Origin of the sequence: Falsiroseomonas sp. (genome assembly GCF_030695085.1) — a bacterium.
Taxonomy (GTDB): domain Bacteria; phylum Pseudomonadota; class Alphaproteobacteria; order Acetobacterales; family Acetobacteraceae; genus Falsiroseomonas.
On the sequence record NZ_JAUYTS010000213.1, the window covers coordinates 17,801 to 38,328 of the forward strand.

Annotated in this window: 14 protein-coding genes; 9 read left to right on the forward strand and 5 right to left on the reverse strand. The window is 71.6% G+C overall.

Annotation, left to right across the window (positions count from 1 at the left end; translation table 11 throughout):
- Window positions 1–5: 5 nt before the first annotated feature.
- Both Q8S40_RS22350 and Q8S40_RS22355 read right to left on the reverse strand, forming a co-directional pair.
- On the reverse strand, window positions 6–2,909 hold the full coding sequence (locus tag Q8S40_RS22350) for a caspase family protein (RefSeq protein ID WP_305672174.1): 2,904 nt from the start codon (window positions 2,907–2,909) through the stop codon (window positions 6–8).
- Between the two features lies 1 nt (window position 2,910).
- Window positions 2,911–3,951, reverse strand: coding sequence for a hypothetical protein (locus Q8S40_RS22355; protein ID WP_305672175.1), 1,041 nt, complete (start codon window positions 3,949–3,951; stop codon window positions 2,911–2,913).
- 240 nt (window positions 3,952–4,191) lie between these two features.
- Between Q8S40_RS22355 and Q8S40_RS22360 the strand changes: the two genes are divergently transcribed.
- The 9 genes from Q8S40_RS22360 to Q8S40_RS22400 are packed head-to-tail and all read left to right on the forward strand — an operon-like array spanning window position 4,192 to window position 16,053.
- Window positions 4,192–6,177 (forward strand): type VI secretion system Vgr family protein, encoded by a 1,986-nt coding sequence (locus Q8S40_RS22360; RefSeq protein ID WP_305672176.1) that lies wholly within the window; start codon window positions 4,192–4,194, stop codon window positions 6,175–6,177.
- Between the two features lies 1 nt (window position 6,178).
- Window positions 6,179–6,805: a DUF6931 family protein gene (locus tag Q8S40_RS22365; RefSeq protein ID WP_304814353.1), complete on the forward strand. Its 627-nt coding sequence runs from the start codon at window positions 6,179–6,181 to the stop codon at window positions 6,803–6,805.
- The gene (locus tag Q8S40_RS22370; RefSeq protein ID WP_304814352.1) at window positions 6,805–7,107 is read left to right on the forward strand and encodes a PAAR domain-containing protein; all 303 of its coding nucleotides are present in this window, start codon (window positions 6,805–6,807) and stop codon (window positions 7,105–7,107) included. Before Q8S40_RS22365 ends, Q8S40_RS22370 begins: the two co-directional genes overlap by 1 nt.
- Before the next feature lie 3 nt (window positions 7,108–7,110).
- The gene (gene tagH, locus Q8S40_RS22375) at window positions 7,111–8,604 is read left to right on the forward strand and encodes a type VI secretion system-associated FHA domain protein TagH (protein ID WP_305672177.1); all 1,494 of its coding nucleotides are present in this window, start codon (window positions 7,111–7,113) and stop codon (window positions 8,602–8,604) included.
- A gap of 16 nt (window positions 8,605–8,620) precedes the next feature.
- Window positions 8,621–9,961, forward strand: a complete 1,341-nt coding sequence (tssK, locus tag Q8S40_RS22380) for a type VI secretion system baseplate subunit TssK (RefSeq protein ID WP_305672178.1) — start codon at window positions 8,621–8,623, stop codon at window positions 9,959–9,961.
- Window positions 9,958–11,334, forward strand: coding sequence for a type VI secretion system protein TssL, long form (gene tssL / locus Q8S40_RS22385; RefSeq protein ID WP_305672179.1), 1,377 nt, complete (start codon window positions 9,958–9,960; stop codon window positions 11,332–11,334). Before tssK ends, tssL begins: the two co-directional genes overlap by 4 nt.
- Window position 11,335: 1 nt before the next feature.
- Entirely contained in the window at window positions 11,336–14,812 is a 3,477-nt protein-coding gene (tssM, locus tag Q8S40_RS22390) for a type VI secretion system membrane subunit TssM (RefSeq protein WP_305672180.1), read from the forward strand.
- 18 nt (window positions 14,813–14,830) lie between these two features.
- The gene (gene tagF / locus Q8S40_RS22395; protein ID WP_305672181.1) at window positions 14,831–15,349 is read left to right on the forward strand and encodes a type VI secretion system-associated protein TagF; all 519 of its coding nucleotides are present in this window, start codon (window positions 14,831–14,833) and stop codon (window positions 15,347–15,349) included.
- Complete coding sequence (locus Q8S40_RS22400; RefSeq protein ID WP_305672182.1) at window positions 15,346–16,053, forward strand: PP2C family serine/threonine-protein phosphatase; 708 nt, start codon at window positions 15,346–15,348, stop codon at window positions 16,051–16,053. The genes tagF and Q8S40_RS22400 overlap by 4 nt, the downstream gene beginning before the upstream one ends.
- Before the next feature lie 91 nt (window positions 16,054–16,144).
- On the opposite strand, the gene Q8S40_RS22405 is transcribed toward Q8S40_RS22400, so the two are convergent.
- The 3 genes from Q8S40_RS22405 to Q8S40_RS22415 all read right to left on the reverse strand — a co-directional run.
- Entirely contained in the window at window positions 16,145–17,113 is a 969-nt protein-coding gene (locus tag Q8S40_RS22405; protein ID WP_305672183.1) for a tripartite tricarboxylate transporter substrate binding protein, read from the reverse strand.
- A 69-nt stretch (window positions 17,114–17,182) separates the two neighbouring features.
- Window positions 17,183–18,430: an acyl-CoA dehydrogenase gene (locus tag Q8S40_RS22410; RefSeq protein ID WP_305672184.1), complete on the reverse strand. Its 1,248-nt coding sequence runs from the start codon at window positions 18,428–18,430 to the stop codon at window positions 17,183–17,185.
- 150 nt (window positions 18,431–18,580) lie between these two features.
- A partial coding sequence (locus Q8S40_RS22415; RefSeq protein WP_371136876.1) for a DEAD/DEAH box helicase occupies window positions 18,581–20,528 on the reverse strand: 1,948 nt, incomplete at its 5' end.

A 20,528-nucleotide genomic window follows, 5' to 3' on the forward strand; every position in this document is an offset into this window, starting at 1 on the left:
TCGGGTCAGGGCTGCGGCACGATGGCCAGCGGGAAGCTCCGCAGGTCGCGGCTGGCGCTGCGGAACACCGCATCCTGCCGGTGCTGCTTTTCGGCCGCCAGCTGCGGCACGCGGCGCATCACCCATTCGCCGAGCGCCAGCGCGCTGACCCGCCCCTCGCCATCCGCCGCCGCGCGGCCACCCAGTGCCTCCAGCACCGCGAAGGCGAAGACGCCGTTGCGGTCGTCATAGCTGTCCAGCGCCTCCTGCACCGAGGTGCTGGCGGCCAGCAGGAAGCGGCCGGTCTCATTCCCCAGCGCGGAGAGCTGGTCCATCGTCAATTGCCCGGCATGGCAGGTATCCAGCAGCAGCAGCCCATCCCGCGCGCGGATGCGGGCGATGGCGGCGACCAGCACGGAATCCTCGATCCCCTGGCGGCGCAGCGTGGCCCAGTCGCCGGTCGCCGTCGCATCCTGCGGCAGGAACAGGAAGCGCTGGTCCGGCTCCGTCCGCACGCCATGGACGCCGAGATACAGCACGAAGGTGTCCTGCGGCTGGGTCGTGCGCGCCAGATCCTCCAGCGCTGCCAGCACGCCGCGGCGGGTGGCCTGCGCGTCGCGCAGCACCGTCACCTGCACCTCGCGGAACAGCCCGCCGGCGCGGGCGCGCAGGGCGCGCGCCACGGCTTCCGCATCCGGCACGGCGAAGTTCAGGTTCAGCGCCGGGTTGGCGTAGCGGTTGATGCCGATGGCCAGCACCACCAGCCGTCCGGCTTCCGGCGGCGCCTGCGGCCCGGCGCGGCGCAGATCCAGTGCCGGGCCTTCCGCGAACAGGGTGCGGTCCTCCGCATACAGCCGTGTGGTGATGCGGTTGGGGCCGGGGTCCAGCGGCACCTCCGCCTGCAGTGCGCCGGCGCGCTGCTCGGGTTCGGCCCGCGCCGCGATCCGGTCATTCACCAGCACATCCAGCGGGCCGAGGCCGAGGCCGCGATCCGTGGTGGCGAAGCGCAGCCGCAGGGCCGTCGCGCCCTCCGGCAGGCTGCGGCTGTCCCAGGCCAGCTCCGTGCACCCGCTGGGCGTCACGGCGCAGGCCGATTCCGGCGCCAGAAGCGGCAGCCTGCCGACGCGGGCACGCAATTCGCCAAGCTGCGCCAGGCGCGCGCGGGCCGGCGCGCCATCACCCGCGATGCGCGCGCGCACCGCGGCCGGCGCATACAGCGCGCGATAGGCCTGCTGGAAACTGGCCCATTCCGGCGTCTGCGCGCGGCCGCCATTCAGATGCAGCCCGACCAGCTCCTGCCCCCCATTCGGCGCGTGGTCGAACAAGCCTTCCGGCGTCCACAGCACCCAGCGCTGCGATTCCGCATGGATGAACAGCGCCGCCTGTTCGGTGATGACCCCGCCGGCAATCCGCCACCAGCGCAGCGTGCCATCGCCCAGCGCGCCGATCGCGACATCGCCAGCCAGCGCCAGCCCCCAGATCGCCCCCGGCACCGGCAGGCTGGCGACCGCACGGCCGGAGGCGTTGAACAGCCGTAGATGGTTGTCCGTGCCGAGCAGCAACCCTGCATCGCCATCCAGCAGCGCCAGGCTGCGGGCGAACTCTCCCGCGCCGAGCGTCAGCAACGTGCGGCCGAGCCGTGGGCGGTTGGTGTCCCGCCAATCGGTCACCACCAGCCGCGCGCTCTCGGTCCGCGCCTGCGCGAAATCGCCGGCGGTGGCGGCGCCGAGATGGCCGGCCAGCGCATCGAACACCAGCGGCGCCGCGCCGCGGCGCAGCGCCACGCGCAGCCGCGTGCCATCGGCGGAGGCCGCCAGCCCGGCGCCGGTATTGCGGAAATCCGCCCCCGGCGGCCGCGGCGCGATCGCCAGGGCGCCATCCGGCGCCAGCATCCCCCAGCCCGGATCGGCCGCGGCGAAGGCCAGCCCGCCGCCCGGCAGCGGCAGCAGATGCGCGATGGCATCCCGCGCCGCCACCACATCGGTGAAGCCGCCGAGGCCGTAATCGCCCCAGCGGCGGATCAGGAATTCGCCCCCGGCGCGGCGGGCATAGCCGGCGGCATGCAGTTGCACGCCGCCGCTGCCATCCTGCGCCCAGGTCACCGCCGGCAGGCCCTCACCCTCCAGCCCCGACACATCCGGCGTGAAGACGGCGCGCAGATCGGTGCTGGCCAGCACCTCCACCTGCAGCCGATCCTCGAAGCCGAGTGCGATCAGCCCGCCATCCGGCGACCAGGCCAGCCCGAAGGGCCGCGCATGGGCCAGCGGCACGCGTTCCGCCAGCTTGCGGCCGCTGGCATCGTAGACGCGCAGCCTTCCATCGGCGCCGCTGGCCGCCAGCCTTTCGCCGCGCGGCTCGAAGGCCACCATGCGGGCGGGGCCCGTGAAGCCGGTATCCTCCCACAGCTGCGCGCCGGTCGTGGCGTTCCAGATCCGGATGCCGGCGCGCCCACCCAGCGCCGCGGCCAGCCGCGTGCCATCGGCCGACAGCGCCAGGTGCTGCACCGGCGCGGGCAAGCCGGGCAGGCGGGCCAGCATGCGGCCAGTTCCGGTATCGAACAGATAGATGGTGTAGCTGCGGTCCCACGCCGCGCCGGTCCAGCCGGCGACGAAGGCGCGCCTGCCATCCGGCGTCAGCGCCACGGCATACAGCTCACCCTCCGCCTCCGGGGCAATCGGCGGGCGCAGCACGGCGCGCAGCGTGCCCTCGGGCAAATCCCACAGCCGCAGCGTCTTGTCGTCCGAGACACTGGCCAGGATGCGGCCGGCCGCATCGGTCGCCAGCCGCGCCACGGGCGCGGTATGGGCCGCGGCCTCCACCCGCAGGAAGGGTTGCTGCGGCGGCTCCGGCACCTGCGCCCTGGCCTGCACAAGGACGGCCGGCGCGAGGATCGCGACCAGCCAGATCAGCAGCAGGCTGAGCCGGCGCATTTCAGCTTGCCAGTTCGAAGCCCTGGCCCTGCGCGGTCAGGCGTTCCGCGGTGCCGACGCTTTCGGCGAAATTGTCGCGCCGCGCGATGTTGCTGGCGGCCAGCGACCGCACATCGCCGCCCTCGGCCACGGCGGGGCGGGCTTCAAGGCGCCGCGCCTCGGGGAAGGATTGCGCCGCCGCATAGCCGCGCACGCCGGAGCTGGTCTCCACCTGGGCGAAGCCGTTGCGCGCCGGGCGCAGCGTCACCCGTTCCCGCGCCGGCAGCTGCGCCACTTCGGGGGAGGCCGCATCGGGGCGGAGATACAGCTTCACCGCGTCACGCGGTTGCGCCGGCACGGCGCGCGTTGGCTGCGCCGCGGCCTGCTTCACATCCGGCGCGATGCTGTCGATCGCCGTGTCGAACTGCGCGCCGCGGCTGGCGATCTGGCCGTTGATGGTCTGCGCCAGCTGGATGTCGCGCTGCGTGCGGGCGCGGATGTTGTCCATCGCCGCCGCCGCCTGCGGCCGGGCGAGGCGGCCGCTGCGCAGATCGGCGCGGATCTGTTCCGCGCTGCGGAAGCGGCAATCCATCAGCTGGTCGAAGGCGAATTGCGTGCGGTCGAGCTGCGCGTTCTCCGCCGCCAGGTCGCCCGCCACCGCCAGGTTGAGCGAGGCCTGGTCGGTCGCCTGCTGCTGGCGGGCGGAAAGGTAGCCCGCCGTGCCGCCCACCACGCCACCACCCACCGCGCCGATCGCGGCGCCGGCGGCGATGCCGCTGCCGCGCTGCCCGGTGGCCGCGGCCAGCAACCCGCCGATCAGCGCGCCGCTGACAGCACCGACGGCGGCACCGCGCAGGATGTCCTCGGCGAAGAAATTGCCGGTGCTGTCGAGCGCGACGAGCTGGGGCCGGCAGGCATCGCCATCATCGCCGCCGATCCGCGCCTCCCGCGTCGATACGCAGGCGGTCAGCATGGCGGCCGCGGTCAGCAGCGCCACGCCTCGCCGAAGCCTGCCGCGAACCGGGTCTGTCGGGGGGGCGGCGATGGGGGTGCGACGCGGCATGTCGGGCATTCCAGCGCAAGATTGGGAAAAGAAGCGTAACAGCGCCCCCGGTCTGCCGCCATCGGACAATTCGCCCTATGGTTGCGCGGGCGGCGCAACACTGTTGCGTCCTGTTGCATCGGGTGCCGCTGTTGCTTCCGTCGGAGGCGAAGCCTGTCTAAGCTGTCCTTTGGGCAAGGGTTCCGCGTTCCGGTTCGGGTTCAGGGCCGCTTCGGATTCCCAGGGGAGGACCTGACGGGCATGCAGCCTCCGCGACTACTCGGCATCAAGACGCATCTGCCCGACCGGGCGCTTCTGGTCGTGCGGCTGAACGTGACCGAGGAGGTGGGGGTCCCCTACACGATCGAGGCCGAGGTGCTGGGCGAGGACCCGGACCTGCTGCCCGAAAGCCTGCTGACCAAGGATCTCTGCGTCACCGTCACGCAGCATGGCGCATCGCCGCTGGTGCGGCACTTCCATGGCGTGGTGGTGGAATTCCAGCGCCTCGGCCCGGGGCCGGGCGGGCGCATGGCCTATCGGCTGGTGGCGGTGCCGAATCTCTGGCGTCTCGGCCTGCGCCGCAATTGCCGCATCTTCCAGGACAAGACGGTGCAGGAGGTGGTGAAGGCGGTGCTCGCCGATCACGGGCTGGCCGAGCCGAAATGGAGCATGCTGCCCGTCTTCTCGCCGATGCCCTACTGCACCCAGTTCAACGAGACCGACCTGCACTTCGTCTCCCGCCTGCTGGAGGAGCATGGGCTGACCTACAGCTTCGCGCACACCGCCTCCGGCCATGAGATGAACGTGGCCTACAGCGCGCAGGGCTTTCCCCAATATGTGGCGGAGAGCATGACCGCGGAACACGGCGCGCCGCAGCTCGACCATCTCGGCGGCTGGCGGCGCCTCAACCGCGCGCGCAGCGCTATGACCAAGCTGGACGACATGGACAGCGAAAGGTCGCGCCCCTCCGAAGTGCTGAATGCCACGCGCCAGACCCGCGCCTATCCCGAGGAAGCGCAGATGTGGTCGGCCGGCGAGGTGTTCCGGTGGCCCGGCGGCATGTCCACCCGCCCCGACCTTGAGAGCGGGGAGGTGCTGATGGGCGCGCAGGAGGCCGCGTCCGAGGAATACGGCGCCGATGCGCGCGACCCGCGCTTCAGCCCCGGCGTCCGCCTGTTCGTCGGCGTGAAGCGGGAGGATGGCAGCCTCAACAACAAGCAGTACCTGGTCACCGGCGTCCGCCACCAGGCCTCCGACACCTCCGGCCTCGCGGCCGGCGCCGGGCAGACCGAGCATTACGCTTCGCAGCTTCGCCTGGTGCTCGCCGCCCGCGTCTGGATGCCGCAGCCGCGCCACGAACGCCCGGTGATGCCGGGCATGCATTCGGCCAAGGTGACCGGCCCGAGCGGGGAGAAGATCCATCTCGACGAATTCGGCCGCGTGAAGGTGAAGTTCCGCTGGGACCGCGTGGCGAAGGAAGACGACAACGCCTCCATCTGGGTGCGCGTCATGCAGACCGCGGCCGGCGCCTGGGGCGGCACCTGGTTCCCGCCACGCGTGGGCGACGAGGTGCTGGTGGCCTTCCTCGATGGCGACCCGGACCGGCCGATCGTCGTCGGTTCAGTCTATGGCAAGGATTCCCCGCCACCCTTCAAGCCCGGCACCAACAAGGCGCAAAGCGGCATCCTGACGCGCAGCTACAAATCCGACAGCGCGGCGGATGCGAACATGCTGCGCTTCGAAGACAAGAAGGGCAGCGAGGACATCACGCTGCACGCGCAGAAGAACCTGACGGTGGAGGTCGAGAACGACGAAAAGACCACCATCGGCCACGACCAGACCCAGGTGGTGCAGAATGCCCGCACCGTCACGGTGAAGGATGCGGATGACACGCTGACGCTGGAGCAGGGCAATCGCACCGAGACCATCAAGATGGGCAATGACTCGCTCGCCATCGAGATGGGCAATCGCGACACGGTGCTGAAGATGGGCAATGACAGCACCCAGCTGAAGCTCGGCAACCTCACCGTCAAATGCGACCTCGGCGCCATCACGCTGGAGGCGATGCAATCGATCACGCTGAAGGTCGGGCAATCCTCACTGGTCCTGGACCAGACCGGCATCACGCTGAAGGGCATGCTGATCACCAGCGAGGCGCAGCTCGTGCACAAGGTGAAGGGCCTGATGGTGCAGGAGAAGGCGGATGCGCTGGTCCAGGTCGAGGGCGCCCTGGTGATGATCAACTGACATGACCGAGCCCCTTCCCAAGCTCGCCGCGCCGCTGCTGCCCCTGCTGCCCCGGCTGGAGCTCGACCCGCCGGCCATGGCCGCCATCGCCGGTGCCACCACCGCGGCGGAGGGCATCGCGAAGCTGGAAGCCGCCGGGCTGCGGAACGAGGCAGCCCGGCTCGCCGCCCATGCGCTGCCGAAGCGCGAAGCCGTGTGGTGGGGCTGCATGTGCGCCCGCGCGGTGCCCGACCCGGCGCTGACACCGGCCGATACCGCGGCGTTGCAGGCCGCCGAGGCCTGGGTCCGCAAGCCGGGTGATGACGGGCTGCGCCGTGCCGCGATGGAGGCGGCACAACGCACCGGCTTCCGGTCCCCCGAAGCCTGGGCCGCGGTGGGCGCCTTCTGGTCCGGCGGCAGCATGGCACCCGCCGGCCAGCCGGAAGTTCCGCCGCCGGATCACCTGACCGGGGTCGCCATCAGCGGTGGCGTGGTGCTGGCCGCCGTCCGCCTGCGCCCCGAACGGGCGCAGGAGAGGCTGGCGCGCTTCCTGATCTCGGCGCGCGACATCGCCGCCGGCGGCGCCGGGCGCATCGTGCCGGAAGAAGGCGCCCAGCCGGTGGGCGCCAAGATCGTGGAGGTGGGCTGATGCCAGGACCGCCGGCGTCCCGCATCACGGACATGCATGTCTGCCCGATGGTCACGCCCGGCGTGCCGCCGATTCCGCATGTCGGTGGGCCGGTGCTGATGGGCTCGCCCACCGTGCTGACCGGCAAGCTGCCGCAGGCGCGGATCACCGATACCTGCCTTTGTGTCGGCCCGCCGGACATCATCGTGAAGGGCAGCATGACGGTGCTGGTGAACAAGCTGCCGGCCGCGCGCATCGGCGATACCTGCGCGCATGGCGGCGCGCTGGTGATGGGCTTCCCCACCGTGCTGATCGGCGGCTGAGCCATGTCGGAAATCACCCTCTCCGTGCTGCGCTGTCCCGATGCCGTGACGCCCGGCCAGCGCCGCGCCACGGGCGGCGAGATCAGCCTGGGCCGCGCCGCGGAATGCGACTGGCCTTTGCAGGACCCGGACCGCGTGCTGTCGAAGCGGCATTGCGTGCTGGAGTATTTCGGCGGCGGCTGGCAGGTGCGGGACCTGTCGACCAACGGCACCTTCGTGAACCACGCTGATGCGCCGGTCGGCCGCGACCAGGTGCGCCCGCTGCATGATGGCGACCGGCTGCGGCTCGGCGCCTATGAGATCGAGGTGCGGATCGCGGAGGCCGCGGCGCAGCCGGGCTGGAACGCGCTTCCCGACCCCTTTGCGGATGCGCCTCCGAGCCAGGGCTTCGGCGCCGCCGCGCTGCCGGGTTTCGGCGCGCCCGCAAGCTCGGGCTTCAACGCGCCGCCGGGACAGGGCTTTGGCGCCCCTCCGGGGCAGGGCTTTGGCGCCCCTCCGGGGCAGGGTGGCGGCGGCCTGCTGCCGGATGATTTCGATCCCTTCGGCCCCGCTGAGCAACAAGGGCCGATGCCGGACCACGCGCCCTCCACCGCCGAAGCCTTCATGGTCCCGCCGAGCCTGCCTTCCGGCAGGGCGCTGATCCCCGACGATTGGGATCTGGGCCTGACGCCCAAGGCGCCGGCAACCCCGCCCCCCGCGCCACCACCCCCTTTGGCGCCAGCCGCGCCGCCTGTCCCGGACGACCCTCTTGCGTCCGCCGCCGCCAATCCATTCACCGCGCCAGCCGCGAACCCGTTTGCGCCACCCCCGGCGCCGCCGCCCCGCGACCCCTTTCTCGAAACCGGCGAAAGCGCCCGCCCGCCGCCCATCGCGGCACCCACACCTGCGCCGGCCACCCCCCCACCAGCCGCCGCGGCACCCGACAGCGCCGCTGCGCTGTCCGCGCTGCTGGCCGGCGCCGGCCTGCCGCCGCAGATGGCCGCCCAGATGGCGGCGCAGGACCCGGATGCGGCGCTGCGGGCCGCCGGCGCCGTGCTGCGCGCCGCCATCACCGGCATCCGCGCCCTGCTGATCGCGCGGGCCGATGTGAAGCGCGAATTCCGCATCGAGCAGACCATGCTGCGCGCCGCCAACAACAATCCGCTGAAATTCGCCGCCACCGAGGACCAGGCTCTCGCCGCGCTGCTCGACCCGCGCAGCCCGGCACTCGCCGCGGTGCAGGAAACGGTGGAGGATCTGACGGCGCATCAGGTGGCGACACTGGCCGCCACCCAGGCCGCCGCCCGCGCCTTGCTGGACCGCCTGGCGCCCGCCTCCATCGAAGCCGAGGACCCCGGCGGCGGATTGCTGCCCGGCGCCAGGGAGAAACGACTCTGGGAAGCTTATAAGCGCCGCCACGCGCTGCTGGCCGACCAGTTCGAGGATGATTTCGACAGCGCCTTCGGCAAGGCCTTCGCCCGGGCCTATGAACAAGCCACCACGCGGCGAGAGCGCTGAGGGATAACGAACGCAGATGGTCTGGCACGACAAGGTGGTCTGGCAGGAAGGCATGTTCCTCCGCGCGCAGCACTTCCAGCAGCAGGACCGGCACTTCGAGCATCTGCTCCAGGCGCGCACCGCGCCGCTGCGCGCGCATCCCTGGGGCGTCACCGAATTGTCGCTGGACCGCGATCTGCTGGCCGCCGGCCGCTTCGCCCTGTCCGGCGCCATGGGCGTGATGGAGGACGGCACCCCCTTTGCCATCCCCGGTACCGCCGACGCGCCGCTGCCGCTGGACCTGCCCGAAGGCACCCGCAACGCCGTGGTGTATCTCGCCCTGCCGCTGCGCCAGCCCGGCAGCCCGGAGGTCGCCAACCCCGATGCCGGCCCCGAGGCCGCCCGCGCCCGCCACACGCTGCGCGCCTTCGAGGCCTTCGACACCCATAGCGACAGCACCATGGCCGCCGAGCTCGGCATCGGCCGGCTGCGCATGCGCTACATGCTGGAGAGCGAGGAACGCGCCGGCTATGCCTGCCTCGGCCTCGCCCGGGTGGTGGAGGTGCAGGCGGATCGCCGCGTGGTGCTGGATGAACGCTTCATCCCGCCCTGCCTGCGCGTCTCCGCCGCCTCCGTGCTGAACAACCTGGTGGCCGAACTGGTGGGCATGCTCGGCCAGAGGGGGGAGGCGCTGGCCGCCCGCCTCGGCCAGCCCGGCGCGCGCGGCGTCGCCGATGTGGCGGATTTTCTGCTGTTGCAGACCATCAATCGCTGGCAGCCGCTGATCGCGCATTGGGCCGATGCCGGCAATCTGCATCCCGAGACGCTGTTCGCCGCGCTGGTGCAGGTGGCCGGCGAACTCGCCACCTTCACCGCGCCGGACAAGCGCGCCACCGCCTATCCCGCCTATAGGCACGATGACCTGCAGCGCAGCTTCGCGCCCGTGGTCGCCGATCTCCGCCGTTCGCTCTCGGCGGTGCTGGAGACCAATGCGGTGTCGATCCCGCTGCAGGACCGCAATTTCGGCGTCCGCGTCGGCGCCATCACCGACCGCAACCTGCTGCGCGCCAGCCAGTTCGTCCTGACCGTGGCTGCCGATGTCCCCGGCGAGCAAATCCGCCGAATTTTCCCGAACCAGGTGAAGATCGGCGCGGTCGAGCATATCCGCGAGCTGGTGAATGTGGCGCTGCCCGGCATTGCCGTGCGGCCGCTGCCGGTCGCCCCGCGGCAGATTCCCTTCAATGCCGGCGCCACCTATTTCGAGCTCGATAGGGGCAGTCCGCACTGGCAGCAGATGCAGACCTCGGGCGGCTTCGCCATCCATGTCTCCGGCGAATTCCCTGGGCTGCGCATGGAGCTCTGGGCGATCCGCGCATGAGCGACAATCCCTTCTCCGAACCCGACGACAATGACCGCACGGTGGTGCGCGGACCCGGTGGCGCGGTGCCCCCGCCGCCGCCCCGCGCCGCCGCGCCTGCGCAGCCCGCAGCCCCCATGCCAGCCGCGCCGCGCATGGCGGGCGAAGCGGAGGCGCTGCCGAAGGTCGGCCTGTCGCCGCTCGCCGCCGCCGCCGCGCCCTTGCTGGATCTGCTGGCCCGCCTAGGCGCCGGCCCGCAGGCCGCCCAGGTCGCGAACCCCGAGGAACTCCGCGAACGCGCCATGCGCGCACTCCGCGCCTTCGAGGCCGAGGCCCGCGCGCTGGAAGTCTCGCCCGACCAGCTTCGCGCCGCGCATTACGCGCTATGCGCCGCGCTGGATGATGTGGCGCTCGCAACCCCCTGGGGCCAGGCGAGCGGCTGGGCGACCCGTTCGCTGGTGTCCTCCTTCCACCAGGAAGTCCGCAGCGGCGAGCGATTCTTCGACCTGCTGACCGGCATGCAGAAGGACCCCGGCCGGTATCTGCCCGCGCTGGAGATCTGCTACCTGTGCCTCGCGCTTGGCTTCCAGGGCCGCTACCGCCTGGCGCCACGCGGCCATGCGGAGCTCGACCGCATCCGCGAAGGGCTGTTCCAGCTTCTGGTGCAGCTGCGCGGCAATTGGGAACGCGAATTGTCGCCGCGCTGGCGGGGCGTGGACGCGCCGCATCGTGGGCCGGGCCGGTCCATCCCCGCCTGGGTGGCGGGCGCCGTCGCCGTGGCGCTGCTCGCCTTCGGCTGGATCTTCGTCTCGGACCAGGTGAATGCGGCCGGCGATGGCTTGCAGGCCCGCCTCGCCAGCCTGCCGCCCGGCGCTCTGCCCGGCATCGACCGCACCGCGCCGCCGGTGCCGCCCGCGCCACCCCCGCCGCCGCCGCCCACCGCGCGGCCGGACCTGATCGAGCGCGTCCGCACCTTCCTGGCACCCGAGATCCAGCAGAACCTGGTGGTGGTGGATGGTGACGCGCAGCGCCTGACCATCCGCATCAAGGGCCGCGGCATGTTCGGCTCCGGCAGCGCCAATGTGGAATCCAACTTCCTGCCGCTGTTGAACCGCATCGCGGAGGCGATGGCGGAGGAACGCGGCCGCGTCGTGCTGTACGGCCACTCGGACAGCCAGCCGATCCGCACCGTGCGCTTCCCCTCCAACCATCACCTCTCGCTGGCCCGCGCCGAGGCCGCGATGCGCGTCATCGCCGCCGCCAGCGCCGACCCCGGCCGCTTCAGCGCCGTCGGGCGCGCCGATACGGAGCCGCTGGCCAGCAACGCCACCGCCGCCGGCCGCGAGGAAAACCGCCGCATCGAACTGGTGCTGACGCGTGGGGAGCCCCGCTGAGATGAAGGCCTTCCTCACCATCCCCGCCTTGGGCGGGTTGTTCGGCGCGCTGATCCTGGTGCCGGTGATCTGGCTGTTCGCCCCGGCGCTGCTCGGCATCGAGGCGCTGTGGCTGCTCGGCCTGCTCGCCGCCCTGCCGGTTCTGGTCTGGCTGGCCGTGATGCTCGTGGTGGTGCAGCGCCGCCGCAAGCGGGAAGCCGGGCTGATCGCGGGCGTCACCGCAGCCGATACCGGCGCCGCCAAGGACAAGGCGAATGCGGAAGCCGCAAGCGCCGAGGAACAGGCCGTCTCCGCCCGGCTGGCGGAGGCGCTGGGCGCCCTTAAGACCGCCGGCGGCGGCAAGGGCGGCTATCTGTATGAGCGGCCCTGGTACGTCATCATCGGCCCGCCCGGCTCCGGCAAGACCACCGCCATCGAGAATTCTGGCCTGAATTTTCCCCTGTCGGCCGGCCGGGTGAAGGGCGTCGGTGGCACGCGGAACTGCGATTGGTGGATCGCCGAGCAGGCCGTGCTGATCGACACCGCCGGCCGCTACACCACCCAGGATTCCGACGCGCAGGCGGACAAGGCCGGCTGGGAACGCTTTCTCGACCTGCTGAAGCGCCAGCGGCCGAAGCAGCCCTTGAACGGCGTGGTGGTCGCCTTCGGCGCCGACATGATCAGCCGGCTGGATGCGGCACAGCGGGATGCCCATGCCCAGACCGTGCGCAGCCGTATTCGCGAATTGGAACAAAAACTCGGCCAGCGCCTGCCGGTCTATTTCGTCGTCAGCAAGGCCGACCTCATCGTCGGCTTCTCCGAATTCTTCGACGACCTCGACAAGGAAACCCGCGCCCAGGTCTGGGGCGTCACCTTCCCCGAGGATGCCGGGCCGGACGGCCATGCGGCGAAGCTGCCCGCCGAATTCGCAGCCCTGACGCAGCGCCTGCAGGACCGGCTGCTGGAACGCCTGCAGGCCGAGCGCGGCCCGGAACAGCGCGCCCGCATCGGCGGCTTCCCGGCGCAGTTCGCCTCCCTCGAAGCGCCCTTGCAGGCCTTCGTCACCGCGGCCTTTGGCGGATCGAAGCTGGACCCCGCGCCCTTCCTGCGCGGCATCTACTTCACCTCCGGCACCCAGGAAGGCACGCCGATCGACCGGCTGACCGGGGCACTGTCCCGCGCCTTCGGCCTTGATCCGCGCCGCCCGGCATCCGTCATGGGCCAGAAGGGGCGCAGCTACTTCCTCGGCCGGCTGCTGCGGGATGTGGTGTTCGGCGAGGCAAGGCTGGCCGCGCGGGACCGTGGCCAGGCCAGGCGCGGCCGCCTCGTGCAGGCCGGCGCCTGGGCTGCGGCGCTGCTGCTGCTGATCGGCGGCGGCGCCTGGGGCTATGCGGCGCTGGATGCCGAAGCCACGCGCCGCGCCAATCTGGAAGCCGCAATCGCCCGCGCTGAACAGGCCGCGCAGGGCCTGCCGCTGGACCGCATCACCGCGGAAGACGAACTGCTGCGCGTTATCCCCTACCTGGATGCCACCCGCGCCTTGCCGGATGCCGCCCGCGCCGATGGCGCCGGAATCGGGCTGAGCCAGGAGGCGAAGCTGGTGGAAGCCGCCGGCCTCTCCTACGAACACGCGCTGGACCGCGTGCTGCTGCCGCGTCTGCTGGCAAGGCTGGAGAACCAGATCCGCGCCGGCATGCAGCGCCCCGAATTCCTGTATGAGGCGACGCGCATCTACCTGATGCTCGGCCGCGCCGGCCCGATGGACCGCGCGCTGGTGCAGGAATGGATGACGCTGGACTGGCAGCAGGCCTTTCCGGGCGCGGTCGGCACGCCGACGCGGGATGCGCTGGGCCGCCATCTGACCGCGCTGCTCGCCACCGATTTCAGCCGCTACGCGCTGGATGGCGCGCTGGTGGACCAGGCGCGTCGCATCTTCTCCCGCCTGCCGATGGCGGAACGCATCTACAGCCGCCTGCGGACCGCGGCCAACGCCACGCCGCCCTGGAAGCCGGGCGATGCGATGGGGGTTGCCGGCCAGCGCTGGTTCGCCACCGCCTCCGGCCGCCCCATCGCGGAACTCGCCGTGCCCGGCCTGTTCACGGTGGATGGGCTGCACAAGGCGCTGCTGCCACAACTGCCGCGCGCCATTCTGGAAGCGGCCTCCGAAAGCTGGGTGCTGGGGCCGGAGGCGGCGACGGCCCTGGCCGGCGATCCGCGCCAGCTCGAAGCCGCGGTGCTGCGCCTGTATGCGGAGGATTACGCCCGCGCCTGGCAGGCCATGCTGGCCGACCTCGTGCTGCCGCCCTTCCGCGACCTGCCCCAGGCGGCGGAGGCACTGAACCTGCTCGGCGCGCCCAATTCGCCGCTGCGCGACGTGCTGCGCGGCGCCGCCCGCCAGCTTTCCCCCGGCACGCCGCCCGAGAGCCCGGCCGCCGCCGCCACCGAGGCCGCCCAGGCCGCCGCCGCGACAACCAGCCGCCTCGCCGCCGCCGTCGGCGCCGCCCTGCAGCCTTCCTCTGCCGCCCCGGTCGCCACCATCGTGGAGGAACGCTTCAAGCCGCTGAGGGAGGTGGCGGGCCAGCCGCTGGACGCCATCCTGGCCATCGTGAACGAGCTGTATGTGCAGGTGGCGCGCGTGGTGTCCTCGCCCCCCGGCACCGTCATCCCGCCCAGCATCGGCCTCGACCCCGGCCAGCGCCTGGCGGCGGAGGCGCAGCGCGCGCCCGAACCGCTCTCCCGCTGGCTGAACACCCTGTCGCTGTCCACCGCCACCGCCCGCAGCGGCGGCGCGCGCGCCGCCATCGCGGCGGCCGGTGGTGCCGCGCTGGCGCCGTTCTGCCGCGGGCTTGAAACGCGCTTCCCGTTCCGCCAGACCATCTCGGCGGCGGATACGCCCTATGATGATTTCGTCCGGCTGTTCGGCCCGGGCGGCGTCTTCGACCAGTTCTTCGCCCAGCACCTCCGCAACTTCGTCGACACCACCCAGCGCCCCTGGCGCCCTGTGGCCGCCGATGGGCTGGTGCCGCCCGTCACCCCCGCCGACCTGCTGCAATTCCAGCGCGCCGCCGCGATCCGCGACGCCTTCTGGCCGGCAGGTGCCGCCGGTGCGGCGATGGGTCTGCGCTTCGAGCTGGTGCCGCTCGGCATCGACCCCGGCGCCACCGGCGCGGTGCTGGAGGTGGAGGGCAACCGCGTGGTGCTGGCCGGCGAAAGCGCCACCAGTCGCCCCATCCCGATGCAATGGCCGGCGCGCGGCGGCATCACCCTGACCTTCGACCCGCCCAGCTCCGCCGGGCCGCTGGCCACGGATGGCGCCTGGGCGGCGATGCGCCTGGTCTCCCGCGGCCGGCTGACCACCACCCGCGCGGCGGACCGGCTGCGCCTGACCCTGCAACAGGGCGAGCGCCGGGCGGAGTTCGAGCTGCGCGCCTCCTCCATCGTGCATCCCTTCGCGCTGCGCGAATTGCAGGAATTCCGCTGCCCGGCTTTGGCACCATGACCCGGCCGGGCGCCTGAGATGCCCACCGGCCTCCTCGGCAAGCTGCCGGCGCATGGCGATTTCCTGCGGCGGGTACTGCCGGAGGATTTCGCCCTGCCCTGGGACGAATGGCTCCAGGACGGGCTCTCCGCCTTGCGCGACGATCTCGGCGAGACGGATTTTGCCGCCGCCTGGGAAGCCGCCCCGGCCTGGCGCTTCCTGCTGCCCGCCGGGGCCTGCGGCGCGTCCCGCGTCGCCGGGGTGATCCTGGCGAGCGAGGATCTGGTCGGCCGCCGCTTCCCGCTCACCCTGGCGGCCCTGCTGCCGGACCACGCCCCACCCCCCGCCGAGGCGTGGTTCGACGCGCTGCACGCCGCCGGCCAGCAGGCCCGCGCGCTCGGCCAGGATGCCGATACGCTGCTCGCCGCCCTGCCCGAACCCTGGGCCGAGGGTGTCGCGCCCGAGGAGGGCTGGTGGCTGACGCCCGACCATCATTGGCCGCTGCCGGCGCTGCCGCCGCCCATGCTGTTCCGCGTGCTGCTGGAGGGCGGGGGATGAAGGGCGCATTGACCAGCGAGGCCGCCACCCACCCCGGCGCGGTGCGCAGCCGCAACGAGGATGCCTTGCTGGACCGCCCCGATGTCGGGCTATGGGCGGTGGCGGATGGCGCGGGCGGCCATGGCGCGGGCGATGTCGCCTCCGCCGCCGCCATCGCCGCCTTGCAGGACCTGCCGCCTGCGCTCTCGGCCGCGGAAATGCTGGCCCAGGTACGGCTGCGGCTCACCGCCGTGCATGCCGAATTGCAGCGCCAGGCGCAGCAGGCCGGGCCGGGCCGGATGATCGCGACGACCCTGGTGGTGCTGCTGGCGCGCGGCGGGCATTTCGCCTGCCTCTGGGCCGGCGACAGCCGCATCTACCTGCTGCGCGACGGCGCCTTCACCCGCCTGACCCGCGACCACAGCCTGGTGCAGGACCTGGTGGACCAGGGCGTGCTGCGGGAGGAGGAGGCCGAGTCCCACCCCCAGGCCAACATCATCACCCGCGCCGTGGGCGCGGTCGGGGAACTGGAGCTGGACAAGACCAGCGCCCGCCTGGCGCCGGGCGACCTGTTCCTGCTGTGCAGCGATGGCCTGTTCAAGGCGGTGCCGGAGGCCGAGATCGGCCGCATGCTGGCTGATGGTTTTGGCGCGCAGGTGCTGGTGCAGGCGGCCCTGGCCAATGGCGCGCGGGACAATGTGACGGCCATCACCGTCCGCGCCTGATGTCTTGCCCTCAGGCGCCGGGCGCGGCCTCCGGCCGCTTGGCTGGCGAGAGAGACCGCCGACCGCCACAGCCGAGGCGCTCATGCGCGTGCTACAGCGCGATCTGCCCATCCCCCAGCACGGCCTTGTAGCGCGCGATTTCCAGCGTCAGGAAGTCGCGGAACTCCGCCCCGCGCCGGCTGGCCGGAATCGACCCGCCGGTGGTCAGGATGCGCTGGAAGGCGGGGGCGTGCATCGCCTGGTCGGACGCCGCGCTGAGCTTCGCCACCACCTCCGCCGGCAGCCCGGCCGGGCCGAAAATGCCGACCCAGCTCTGTGCGTCGATATCGCCATAGCCCTGTTCCTGCAGCGTCGTCAGGTCGGGCAGCGGGCCAATGCGGGCCAGCGTGCCGGCGGCCAGCGGGCGCAGCCGGCCATCGATGATCATCTGGCCGACCGTGTTGATGCCCTCGATCGTCATGTCCACCCGCCCGGCGATGAGGTCCGCCATGGCCGGCGCGCTGCCGCGATAGGGCACATGGGTGAACTCCACCCCGGCCCGCTGCGCCAGCATGGAACAGGCGATGTGATGCACCGATCCGATGCCGGCGGAGCAATAGGAAATCGCCCCCGGCCGCACCCGTGCCGCCTCGATCAACTCCGCCGTGCTGCGGAAGGGGGACGCCGCAGGCACCACCAGCAGATGCGGGTGCACGGCCAGCTGCGCCACCGCCGTCAGGTCCTTCAGCGGGTCATAGGGCAGGTTGGAGAACAGCGCGGCGGCCACCGCATTCGGCGTGGAATGGCCGAGCAGCAGCACGGACCCATCCGCCGGCGCCTTCACCACCGCATCGGCGGCAATGGTGCCGGAGGCGCCGGAGCGGTTCTCCACCACGAAATTCTGGCCAAGGATGGCGGTGTATTGCTCCGCGATCGCGCGGGCGACGATGTCGGTGAAGCCGCCGGGCGCGAAGCCCACCAGCATGCGGACCGGCCGGCTGGGCCAGGCGCCCTGGGCATGAACCGCCGGGGCGGCGAGAAGGCTGAGGGCGGCGGCGCCAAGCGCGCGACGTGTGGGCATCTGGGATACTCCTGATGCCCTAAGCCTATCCCCGGTCGCTGCGGCGCAGCAACCGGGGTTTCGTATCGTTCAGCCGCCGAAGGCGTTCAGCCCGGTCTGGGCGCGGCCGAGGATCAGCGCATGGACGTCATGCGTGCCCTCGTACGTGTTCACCGTCTCCAGGTTCATGACGTGGCGGATCACGTGATACTCGTCGACGATCCCGTTGCCGCCATGCATGTCCCGCGACATGCGCGCGATATCCAGCGACTTGCCGCAATTGTTGCGCTTGACCAGGGAGATCATCTCCGGCGCGACCTTGTGCTCGTCGAACAGCCGGCCGACGCGCAGCACGGCGTGCAGGCCCAGCGTGATCTCGGTCTGCATGTCCGCCAGCTTCTTCTGCACCAGCTGCGTCTGCGCCAGCGGCCGGCCGAACATCTTGCGCTCCAGCGTGTAGGTCCGCGCCGCATGCCAGCAGAACTCGGCCGCGCCCAGCGCGCCCCAGGCGATGCCATACCGGGCACGATTGAGGCAGGAGAAGGGGCCGGCAAGAGACTTCACGCCCGGGAGCTTGTTCTCCTCCGGCACGAAGACCTCATCCATCATGATCATGCCGGTGACGGAGGCGCGGAGGCTGAACTTGCCCTCGATCTTCGGGAAGGTCAGGCCCTTCATGCCGCGCTCCAGCAGGAAGCCGCGCAGGATGCCCTCATCGTCCTTGGCCCAGACCACCGCGACATCGGCGATCGGGGAGTTGGTGATCCAGGTCTTGGAACCGCTGATCAGGTAGCCGCCATCCACCTTCTTGGCGCGGGTGCGCATGGAGGACGGGTCGGACCCCGCATCCGGCTCCGTCAGCCCGAAGCAGCCGACCCATTCGCCGGTGCGCAGCTTCGGCAGGAACTTCTGCTTCTGCTCCTCCGACCCGAAGGCATGGATCGGATACATGACCAGGGAGGACTGCACGGAGAATGCCGAACGGTATCCAGAATCGACCCGCTCCACTTCGCGGGAGATCAGGCCATAGGACACATAATTCACGCCGGCGCAGCCATAGCCATCCAGCGTCGCGCCCAGAAAGCCCATCTCGCCGAACTCGTTCATGATCTCCCGGTCGAAACTCTCGTTCCGGTTGGCCATGAGCACGCGCGGCATCAGCTTTTCCTGGCAGAAGTCGCGCGCCGCATCGCGGATCATGCGCTCGTCTTCCGACAGCTCCTGGTCGAGCAGCAGGGGATCGTCCCAGATGAAGCTGGACTTGCCGGACTTCTTCGCGGTGCCCTGGGCCTCGATCGGAGCGCCTGCGCTATTGGGAACCGGGGTGACGACGTTCATGGCTTCCTCCTGGCGGGCGGCCTCGTATCCGGCAAAGCCAGGGTAAGGGCCCGAAATACGACACGCCGGGGTGCGAACACCCCGCTCACTCAATCTGGCGCGGCCCCCGCCATCCGGCAACCGCGCGACAACCAATTCACGGCGAGCGGATCAGGCGGCCTCGGCATCCGAGCCCGGATCGCGCCGCGGCTTCGGCACGCTCAGCAGCATGAAGGCCGGCACCGTATCGCCGAAACCGAGGGGGGAGGGACCAGCCTCCCGGTCCTCGCGGCGCTCGCGGCGGAATTCCTCGCGGCGTGCCTCCAGCGATTGCGGTTCCTCCCGCTTCGTGTCCCGGCGTGGGCCACGATCCTCGCGCGGCGCGCGTGCCTCCTCCCGCGGGGGACGAGCCTCCTCGCGCGGCGGGCGCACCTCGTCGCGCGGCGGGCGCGCCTCATCCCGCGGCGGTCGTGCATCACGGCGCGGCGCGCGATCCTCCCGCGGCGGACGCTCGGCCCGCACGGCTTCCTCGGCACGCGGCGGCGGCGCATCGCGGCGCGGCGCCTCGCCCCGGCTGGCATCGCGGCCGCGGCCTCGGCCCTTGCCGGCATCGCGGCCACCGGCCTCGCGCCCACCCGGCGCGGCACGGCCGCCACGGCCACGCTTGGCCTTGGCGCCTTCCTCGATCTCCTCGGCCGTCACCGGCTCCAGGCCCGGGATTTCCATGCGCGGGATCGGCTTGCCGGTCAGGCGCTCGATCGCGGCGACGGATTTCGCATCCTCCGGCACCGCCAGGGAATAGGCCTTGCCCTCACGCCCCGCACGGCCGGTGCGGCCGATGCGATGCACATAGTCCTCAGCATGGAAGGGCACGTCGAAGTTGAAGACGTGGCTGAGCCCGCCGATGTCGAGGCCGCGGGCGGCGACGTCGCTGCACACCAGCATCTGGATCTCATTCGCCTTGAAGCGATTGAGCGTCGCGAAGCGCACCGACTGCTCCAGGTCGCCATGCAGGGCGCCGACGGAGAAGCCGTGCTTCTTCAGCGACTTGTACAGCACGTCGACCTCAACCTTGCGGTTGCAGAAGATCAGCGCGTTCTGCACATCTTCCTTGTTCAGCAGCTGGCGCAGCGCCTCCCGCTTCTCATGTTCCCGCACCCAGACCAGGCCCGTGGTGATGGTGGAGGCGACGGTCGCGGGGGCGGAGACGGTGATCTCGCGCGGGTTCTGCAGGAAGGCATCCGCCAGGCGCCGGATCTCGGGCGCCATGGTGGCGGAGAAGAACATCGTCTGCCGGATCTTCGGCAGCATGGAGACGATGCGCTCCACATCCGGGATGAAGCCCATGTCCAGCATGCGGTCGGCCTCGTCGATGACGAGCACCTTGCAATCCGCCAGCAGGATGCGGCCGCGATCGAACAGGTCGAGCAGCCGGCCCGGGGTTGCGATCAGCACGTCCACGCCCTTTTCGAGCACGTCGCGCTGGTCGTTCATGCTCTCGCCGCCGATCAGCAGGGCATGGTTCAGGTTCAGGTGCTTGCCGTACTTCACGAAGTTCTCGGCAACCTGCAACGCCAGCTCGCGCGTCGGCTCCAGGATCAGGCTGCGCGGCATGCGCGCCTTCGCCCGCGACCCGGCCAGGATGTCGAGCATCGGCAGGGTGAAGCCGGCGGTCTTGCCGGTGCCGGTCTGCGCGCAGCCCAGCACGTCCCGGCCCATCAGGACGATCGGGATCGCCTGTTCCTGGATCGGCGTGGGGTGCAGGTAGCCTGTCTCGGCCACGGCGCGCAGAATCGGCTCGGACAGGCCGAGATCGGCGAAGGTGGTGCGCGGCGGTTCTTCCGCGGCCCAGCTCGCGGCTTCCTCGGCCGCATCCTTGGCGGCTTCGGCCTCGGCCTGGGTCGGCTCGGGCGTTTCCGCGACGGGCTCGGTCACCGGCTCCTCGGCCAGCGGCGCTTCGGTCAACGGCGATACCGTTGCCGCAACCGTCTCGGCGACAGGCTCCGGCGCCCCGGCGACGGGCTCCGCTGCCGGTTCGGCGGCTGGCGCCTCCGCGAGCAGGGGGGCTTCCGCCTTGGGTGCGGCGGCCTTGCGTGTCGTGGCCTTGCGCGCGGGGGCG

Excerpts from the sequence above, each read along its gene's own strand:
- Q8S40_RS22350 (WP_305672174.1), bottom strand. The coding sequence starts at position 2,909 with ATGCGCCGGCTCAGCCTGCTGCTGATCTGGCTGGTCGCGATCCTCGCG.
- Q8S40_RS22355 (WP_305672175.1), bottom strand. The coding sequence starts at position 3,951 with ATGCCGCGTCGCACCCCCATCGCCGCCCCCCCGACAGACCCGGTTCGC.
- Q8S40_RS22360 (WP_305672176.1), top strand. The coding sequence starts at position 4,192 with ATGCAGCCTCCGCGACTACTCGGCATCAAGACGCATCTGCCCGACCGG.
- Q8S40_RS22365 (WP_304814353.1), top strand. The coding sequence starts at position 6,179 with ATGACCGAGCCCCTTCCCAAGCTCGCCGCGCCGCTGCTGCCCCTGCTG.
- Q8S40_RS22370 (WP_304814352.1), top strand. The coding sequence starts at position 6,805 with ATGCCAGGACCGCCGGCGTCCCGCATCACGGACATGCATGTCTGCCCG.
- tagH (WP_305672177.1), top strand. The coding sequence starts at position 7,111 with ATGTCGGAAATCACCCTCTCCGTGCTGCGCTGTCCCGATGCCGTGACG.
- tssK (WP_305672178.1), top strand. The coding sequence starts at position 8,621 with ATGGTCTGGCACGACAAGGTGGTCTGGCAGGAAGGCATGTTCCTCCGC.
- tssL (WP_305672179.1), top strand. The coding sequence starts at position 9,958 with ATGAGCGACAATCCCTTCTCCGAACCCGACGACAATGACCGCACGGTG.
- tssM (WP_305672180.1), top strand. The coding sequence starts at position 11,336 with ATGAAGGCCTTCCTCACCATCCCCGCCTTGGGCGGGTTGTTCGGCGCG.
- tagF (WP_305672181.1), top strand. The coding sequence starts at position 14,831 with ATGCCCACCGGCCTCCTCGGCAAGCTGCCGGCGCATGGCGATTTCCTG.
- Q8S40_RS22400 (WP_305672182.1), top strand. The coding sequence starts at position 15,346 with ATGAAGGGCGCATTGACCAGCGAGGCCGCCACCCACCCCGGCGCGGTG.
- Q8S40_RS22405 (WP_305672183.1), bottom strand. The coding sequence starts at position 17,113 with ATGCCCACACGTCGCGCGCTTGGCGCCGCCGCCCTCAGCCTTCTCGCC.
- Q8S40_RS22410 (WP_305672184.1), bottom strand. The coding sequence starts at position 18,430 with ATGAACGTCGTCACCCCGGTTCCCAATAGCGCAGGCGCTCCGATCGAG.